Here is a 7,242-nt window from a genome sequence, read left to right on the forward strand (position 1 = left end):
GTCATGAGCGCGGTCGCGGCCATGCCGTTTCTCGACATCCGGGGCGTCAGCTACGGCTACCCGGGCCGGCCGGCCGTCGTGGACGGCATCGACTGGCGGCTGGAGGCCGGCGGTTTTCATTGCCTGGTCGGGCGCAGCGGCTGCGGCAAGACCACGCTGCTGAAGCTGGCGGCGGGCCTGCTGGCGCCGCGGTCGGGCCGCATCGTGCGGGCGGACGGCACGCCGGCCGCGCCCGGTCCGCAACTGGGCTATATGTTCCAGGCGCCCACGCTGCTGGAATGGCGCCGCGTCATCGACAACGTGCTGTTGCCCGTTTCGCTGCAGCGCCGCCCGCTCGCCGCCGACCTCGAACGCGCCCGGGGCCTGCTGGACATGCTGGGGCTGTCCGGCCATGCGCAGCACTACCCGAGGCAGCTGTCCGGCGGACAGCAGAGCCGCGCGGCGCTGGCGCGCGCCCTGATCCTGGAACCGGCGCTCCTGTTGCTGGACGAGCCCTTCGCGGCGCTGGACGCCATCACGCGCGGCGAGCTGCAGGACGACCTGATGCGGATGTGCCGCCTGCGCAGCACGACCGTGCTGTTCGTGACGCACGATATCGGCGAGGCGGTATACCTGGGCGACCGCGTGGGCGTCATGCACCGGGGCCGCCTGGTGGCCGACATCCCGGTGAGCCTGCCCGCGCCGCGCACGCCGGCCATGCGCCACGAGGCGGCCTTCAACCAGGCCTGCGCGCGTGTCTTCCAGGCCATGACCGGAGACGGGCCATGAAGCGGGCGTTGAATCCGCGCGTCCTGGCCGCGGCGCTGTTCGCGGCGCTGCTTGCCATCTGGGAGCTCACCGTGCGGCAGGCCGGCATTTCGGCGCTGGTGCTGCCCGCGCCCTCGGCCGTGGTCCGCACCTTGTGGACCACCCTGGGCTCGGGCTATCTGTGGCCGCACATCGGCGCGACCCTGGCCGAGATGCTGCTGGGGCTGGCGCTGGGCGGCGCGGCAGGCCTGGCGATGGGCGTGGCCCTGGCCGAATCGTCCCTGCTCGATCGCATGTTCAAGCCCTACGTCGTCGTGAGCCAGGTCGTGCCCAAGCTGGCGCTGGCGCCGCTCTTCGTGCTGTGGTTCGGATTCGGCATGCTGCCCACCATCGTGATGACCGCGCTGATCTGCTTTTTCCCCTTGATGGAGAACACGCTGACCGGCCTCGGGCAGGTCGATCCCAACCGGCTGCAATTGTTCCGCATGCTGGGCGCGTCGCGCGCGCAGACCCTGCTGCGCCTGAAGCTGCCCGCGGGCCTGCCTGGCATCCTGGCCGGCTTGCGCGTGGCGGTGGTGCTGGCGCTGGTCGGCGCGGTGGTGGGCGAATTCATCGGCGCCAGCCGCGGGCTGGGGGCGGTCATCATCGCCGCGCAGGGCATGATGGACACGCCGCTCATGTTCGCGGCGCTGACCGTCATCGCCTGCATCGGCCTGCTGTGCTATCAGGCCGCGCTCATGCTGGAAAGGCGCCTGCTGCGCCCCTATGCGGATCATTCATGACACACACCAGGAATCCTCCCATGCGTCCGTCTCCCACCCGCCGCGCGCTGCTGGCCGCGGCCGCGGGCTTCGCCGCGGCGTCGCTCGCGGCCCCCGCCGCCCGCGCCCAGGCCGCGGCTTCCGGCAAGATCGTCCTGGCCGGCTGGAGCAAGCCCATCGCCGAGATCACCAACCTGCTCGCCGAACCCGACAAGGGCTTCTTCAAGGCCCAGGGCGTGGCTCTCGTCTATCTGCCGGGCGCCGGCGGAGGCGACGCCATCCGCAATATCCTGAGCGGCCAGGCCGACGTGGCGTTCACCGATCCCGGCTCCTTCTTCATGGCGCTCGACAAAGGCGAAAAGCTGCGCGCCATCTACGACATCTATCCGCAGAACGTTTTCAACGTGGTGTCGCTCAAGTCGGCCCGCATCGTCCGCCCGGCGGACCTGAAGGGCAAGCGCATCGGCGTCTACAGCCTGTCCAGCGGCACGCGGCAGAACCTGCTCGTGCTGCTGCACCAGGCCGGCCTGAGCGAGTCGGACGTGGAAATCGTGGTCACCGGCGTGCTGAACTTCGCGCCCCTGCTGCAGGGCCAGGTCGACGCCACCGCGGCCACCGACACCGGACTGCTCGCAGGCCGGCGCCGCGGCCTGGGGGATGTCGACGTCATGGAAATGCGCGACTACATCAACGTCTCCAGCGACCTGTTCGTGGTGCGCGAGCAGGTCTACCAGGAGAAGAAAGCCCTGCTGCGCGCCTTCCTGCGAGCCTACCGCGACAGCGCCGCCTGGATGATCGCCCGGCCGGAAGAGGCGGCCTCGATCGCTTCCAAACGCGCCATCGACGGCACCGACCGCCAGGTCAATCTGGAGGTGATCCGCCTGCGCAACGCCGCCGCGGTCGCGCCGCCCGGCCCGGACGGCAAGGCGCGTCCGCTGGGCGCTTTCGACCTCGAACGCCTGCAGAAGGCGGCCGACGCTTACCGCGAACTGGGCCTCATCCAACGCCGTATCGACGTGGCCGGCGTGGTCGACGCCGGCCTGCTGCCGGAGTCGTGACATGAACGCTTCCCGAAAATTCGCAGGCAAGGTGGTGCTGGTGACCGGCGCCAGCCGGGGCATCGGCGCCGAAATCGCGCGCAGCTTCGCGCGCGAAGGCGCGACCGTGGTCGTCAATTACCTGAACAATGCCGCCGCCGCGGACGCCGTGGTCGCGCAATGCCAGGACGCCGGCGGCGACGCCTGGGCCGTGCAGGCCGACGTCGGCTCGCCGGAAGCGGTGCGCGCCATGATGGACGCCATCGTGCTGGAAACCGGCCGTCTCGACGTGCTGGTCAACAACGCGCTGCGGCATTACGCCTTCGATCCGCGCCGGCGCACCGCCTTCGGCGACCTGGGCTGGGCCGACTACCAGGCGCAGTTCGACGGCGCGGTCGGCGCGGCCTTCAACACCTGCGGCGCCGCGCTGCCGCATTTCAGGCGGCGCGCCCAGGGCTGCATTGTCAATATCGTCAGCAATCTCGTCGAGCATCCCGTGGTGCCATACCACGATTACACCACCGCCAAGGCCGCGCTGGCGGCATTCAGCCGCAATCTCGCGGTCGAGCTGGGGCCTTTCGGCATCCGGGTGAACTGCGTCGCGCCGGGCCTGGTGTACCCCACCCAGGCCAGCGGCGGCACCCAGGAGTCCTTCCGCGAATCGCTCATCGCCGCCACGCCGCTGCGCCGCATCGCCCGGCCCGAAGACGTCGCCGGCCCGGTGCTGTTCCTGGCTTCCGACTGGAGCGGGTTCATGACCGGACAGGTGCTGTTCGTGGATGGGGGACTGGTGATGCGTTGAGGCGGCGGCATCGCGCGCAGCGCGCTGCATCCGCGCGCGGCCCTGGCGCGCCCCGCCGCCGCGTTCCGGGATTTCATGATGCACGCGGCGGGCAGTGAGCGCAGCGGCCCGCGGCCGCGGTTTTTCAGGCCGGGCGGGCCAGGGCGAGCCCGGCGCGCGGCGCCCGGGCGGTGAGGATGGATCCGGACACGGATTCGGTGCAGTAGAGGGTGCGCCGGTCCGGGCCGCCGAACGCGAGGTTGGTGGTGGACATGCCTGCGGGGCTGCGCCATACCGTCGTCGGCTCGGCCCGGTGATCGAGCCGCCAGACATAGCCCAGGCCGGGATTGCAGACGAGCAGGTTGCCCTCCACGTCCACCGCCAGGCCGTCCGGTCCGCTGGGGCCGTACGATGTGAAGAACTGGCTGACCTTGCTCACGCTGCCGTCGGGCAGCAGGGGCACGCGCCAGACGCAGTTTCCGCGCGTCACCGCCAGGTAGAGCACTTTTTCGTCGGGCGACAGCGCCACGCCGTTGGGGCTGGGCACGTTCGCCAGCAGCAGGTCGAGCTGGCCGTTGCGGCGCAGCCGGTACAGGCGGCCGGAGGGATCGTGCAATCCGCTCTGTCCCTGGTCGGTGAAGTAGAGATTGCCGTCGCGGTCGAAGACCAGGTCGTTCACGCCTTTGAAGCGTTCGCTGTTGCGGCGCTCCAGGTAGGGACGGACCGCGCCGCGGGCGAGGTCCAGCGCCATGAGGCCGTTCTTGTAGTCGGTGATGAGCAGATGGCCGGCATCGAGGAACTTCATGCCGTTCGGCTCGCCGTCGTACTCGGCCACCAGCGTCCACTGGCGCGCGGGGTCGATGCGGAACACGCGGCCCCAGGGAATGTCCGCCACATAGAGGTTGCCGGCGTCGTCGAAGACGGGGCCTTCGAGAAAGGAATCGGCCGGGGCGCCGCCGCGGTTGGCGTCGGACCAGGCGCTGCGCTGCGGTTTGCGGAACCGCTCCGGCATGGCGGACCACACTTCGAATTCGACCACGTCGGGCGCTTGCAGCAGGAACATGGGATAGCTCCGGTAAGTGAATGGGGGACGGCGCCGGCTCAACGCGCGTCGAAGCCGATCTTCCTGGCGACGTTGCCCCACATGGCGCCGCTGTCCTGCAGGATGCGGGCGAATTCCTGCGCGTCGGCGGCGCGCGGCTCGGCGCCCATCCGGGTGGCGAATTCCCGCATTTCGGCGGTGGACATGACGGCGGCGATGTCGCGCTGAAGACGGTCGAGCACGGGCTGCGGCGTGCCTTTGGGCGCCCACAGGCCGGTCCAGTTCATGACGCCGAAGTCTGGCACGCCGGCTTCGGCGAAGGTCGGCACGTCTGGCAGGACGGCCAGCCGCCCCGCGCCGCTGACGGCGAGCAGGCGGAGCTGGCCGCCTTGCACCGGGCCCATGATGCCGGTGGTGGAGGCGAACTGGAAATCGATGACCTTGCCCAGCACGGCCTGTGTGGCTTCGGCCGCGCCCTTGAAGGGCACGTGCATGAATTTCACGCCGGTGGCGATGGCGAGCGCCTCGGCCGCGAAGTGCGGCGTGGTGCCGGGCCCGCCCGAGCCGTAGGTGACGACGCCGGGCTGCTTGCGCGCCTGCGAGAGCAGGTCGTCCAGCGTCTTGTACGGCGAGTCGGCGCGGACGGCCAGACCCATGGGGGCGAAGACGAAGGCGGAGACGGGCCGCAGATCCTGTGCGGGATCGAAGGGCAGGTTCTTGAAGATATACGGCAGCAGCGAATACGTGGTGTCGTTGGCCACCAGGGTGTAGCCGTCGGCCGCGGCGCGCGCGGCCTGGTTCGCGCCTATGGTGCCGGTGGCGCCCGGCTTGTTCTCGACCACGAAGCTCTGGCCGGTCCGGGCGGCGAGCATCTGCGCCATCTTGCGCGTGGCGACGTCGACGGCGCCGCCCGGGCCGTAGGGAACGATGATGCGCACGGAACGCTCGGGCCATTCGGCGTGCGCCGCGCCGGCGCATGCGATGAGGGCGGCGGCCAGCGCCGCGCGTTTCAAAAGAGCGGATACGGAAAAGCGATGGCGTTGCATATGTCTTCCTCGATTCGATGTTCTGCCGCGGGCCTATTCGGCGCTTAGCCCGAGGTCGCGCGCGAGCGCACTGTATTCCCTGACTTCGTCCGTCAATTGGGCCTGGAAGCCGGCGCCGCAGGTCTGTCTGGGCTGCATGCCGAGGGCCTTCAGGCTTGCGGCCGTTTCCGGCGCGGCGGCGAAGCGCCTGCTCAACGCTTCGAGGCGTTGCCGTATGTCGTCCGGCAGCCCCGCGGGCGCCAGCACGCCATACCAGGCGTCGGCGGCGTAGCCATGGACGCCGGCCTCGTCGAAGGTCGGCACGCCGGGGAGCTGCGGCACGCGGCGGGGCGACGCGACGGCCAGGGCGGCGAGCTTGCCGGACGTTATCTGGGGCAGGACCGAGCCGAGCGTCGCCAGCGAACTGTCGACCTGGCCGCCCATGAGATCGGAGACGGCCTGGGCCGCGCCCTTGTACGGGATATGGTTCATGGAGGCGCCGGTGAGCTGCAGGAACCGGGCCGTGGCGAAATGGCCGGAGCTGCCGGTGCCGGGCGTGGCATAGGTGTGCTTGCCCGGCTCGGCTTTCAGCCGGGCAAGAAAGTCCGCCATGCTCACGGCGGGCAGGGCGGGCCCCACCACCAGCACGGTGGGGCTGGCCGCGACCGCGCAGATCGGCGTGAAGGAGCGCAGGGCGTCGAATTTCACGCGGTCGCGGTAGAGCGCCGGGATCATGGTGTGATTGGTGGCGCCCATCAGCAGCGTGTAGCCGTCCGGCGCGGCCTTGGAGACGGCTTCGGCGGCCAGGATGGTATTGGCGCCCGGCTTGTTCTCGACCACGAAGGTCTGCCCCAGGGCCTGCGACGCATACGAGGCAAAGGCGCGGGCGACCACGTCCGTCGGTCCGCCGGGCGAGAAGCCGACAATGATGCGCACCGGCCGCTCGGGATAGGCGGCATGCGCCGCGCCGGCCAGCAGCGCGAGGGCCAGCATGGGAAGGATTTTTTTCATGGAATGTCTCCTGCGTCGGCGGCGTCGTGGCGCGCGCCGAGGATCGTCAGTTTTTCCGGATGCCGGCGTCGGCCAGCACTTGGGCGGCGCGCCGCATTTCGCCGTCGAGAAACGCGTTGAACTCGGCGGCCGTGGAGCCGACGGGCTGTGCGCCCAGCTCGGCCAGACTGCGGCGCAGGCCGGGATCCCGCAGCGTGGCGTGCACCGCCTCTTCGACGCGGGCGGCCACGTCGGCGGGCAGGCCCGCCGGCGAGAAAATGCCGTTCCATTCGTAAACCGCGTAGTCCGCCAGGCCCGTCTCGGCGACCGTGGGAACGTCCGGCAACTCGGGTACGCGCTCGCGCGAGGTGACGGCCAGGGCGCGCAGCTTGCCGCCTTTCACCAAGGGATAGGACGCCGCCATGTTGCTGAACATCATGTCCACCTGTCCGCCCATCAGGTCGGTCAGGGCGGGCGCGCCGCCCTTGTAGGGGATGTGGGTCAGGGTCAGGCCCCTGCCCTGCGAGAACGAAGCCGCCGCGATGTGCTGGGCCGTGCCCTGGCCGGGCGTGGCGTAGGTGAGATGGCCCGCGCGGGCCGCGGCTGCCAGGTCGTCGACCCGCCGGTACGGCGCCTGGGACGGCACCACCAGCAGATTGGGCGTGAGGCTGACCAGCGCGATCGGGCGGAAGTCGCGCCTGGGGTCGTAACTCAGCGACTTATAGAGGGCGGGGTTGATGGCGAATGCGGTGGCGTCGTAGAGCAGGGTATAGCCGTCGGCGGGGGCGCGCGCCACGCTGGCGGCGCCGATGGTGCCGCTTGCGCCGGGGCGGTTTTCCACGACCACGGGCTGGCCCAG

General features: G+C 70.4%; 8 protein-coding genes. 4 read left to right on the top strand and 4 right to left on the bottom strand.

All coding sequences use genetic code 11. The annotated features are described in order from the left end of the window. Positions 1 to 3 precede the first annotated feature (3 nt). The 4 genes from AD428_RS03810 to AD428_RS03825 are packed head-to-tail and all read left to right on the top strand — an operon-like array spanning position 4 to position 3,347. Positions 4 to 768: an ABC transporter ATP-binding protein gene (locus AD428_RS03810; protein ID WP_053244242.1), complete on the top strand. Its 765-nt coding sequence runs from the start codon at positions 4 to 6 to the stop codon at positions 766 to 768. Then, positions 765 to 1,529, top strand: coding sequence for an ABC transporter permease (locus AD428_RS03815; protein WP_053244243.1), 765 nt, complete (start codon positions 765 to 767; stop codon positions 1,527 to 1,529). The genes AD428_RS03810 and AD428_RS03815 overlap by 4 nt, the downstream gene beginning before the upstream one ends. Before the next feature lie 20 nt (positions 1,530 to 1,549). Further along, positions 1,550 to 2,566: an ABC transporter substrate-binding protein gene (locus AD428_RS03820; RefSeq protein ID WP_053244244.1), complete on the top strand. Its 1,017-nt coding sequence runs from the start codon at positions 1,550 to 1,552 to the stop codon at positions 2,564 to 2,566. A gap of 1 nt (position 2,567) precedes the next feature. Continuing rightward, a complete protein-coding gene (locus tag AD428_RS03825; RefSeq protein ID WP_053244245.1) occupies positions 2,568 to 3,347 on the top strand; it encodes an SDR family oxidoreductase in 780 nt (259 codons plus the stop codon). Positions 3,348 to 3,471: 124 nt separating this feature from the next. Here AD428_RS03825 and AD428_RS03830 read toward each other — a convergent pair whose 3' ends face one another. The 4 genes from AD428_RS03830 to AD428_RS03845 form a co-directional block, all read right to left on the bottom strand. Further along, a complete protein-coding gene (locus tag AD428_RS03830; RefSeq protein WP_053244246.1) occupies positions 3,472 to 4,389 on the bottom strand; it encodes an SMP-30/gluconolactonase/LRE family protein in 918 nt (305 codons plus the stop codon). A 38-nt stretch (positions 4,390 to 4,427) separates the two neighbouring features. Next, complete coding sequence (locus tag AD428_RS03835; protein ID WP_053244247.1) at positions 4,428 to 5,414, bottom strand: Bug family tripartite tricarboxylate transporter substrate binding protein; 987 nt, start codon at positions 5,412 to 5,414, stop codon at positions 4,428 to 4,430. A gap of 33 nt (positions 5,415 to 5,447) precedes the next feature. Beyond that, entirely contained in the window at positions 5,448 to 6,404 is a 957-nt protein-coding gene (locus AD428_RS03840) for a tripartite tricarboxylate transporter substrate binding protein (RefSeq protein WP_053244248.1), read from the bottom strand. A 46-nt stretch (positions 6,405 to 6,450) separates the two neighbouring features. Next, positions 6,451 to 7,242 (bottom strand): tripartite tricarboxylate transporter substrate binding protein (locus tag AD428_RS03845; protein WP_053244249.1); only part of this gene is annotated, 792 nt, incomplete at its 5' end.

The organism is Achromobacter sp. DMS1 (genome assembly GCF_001270295.1).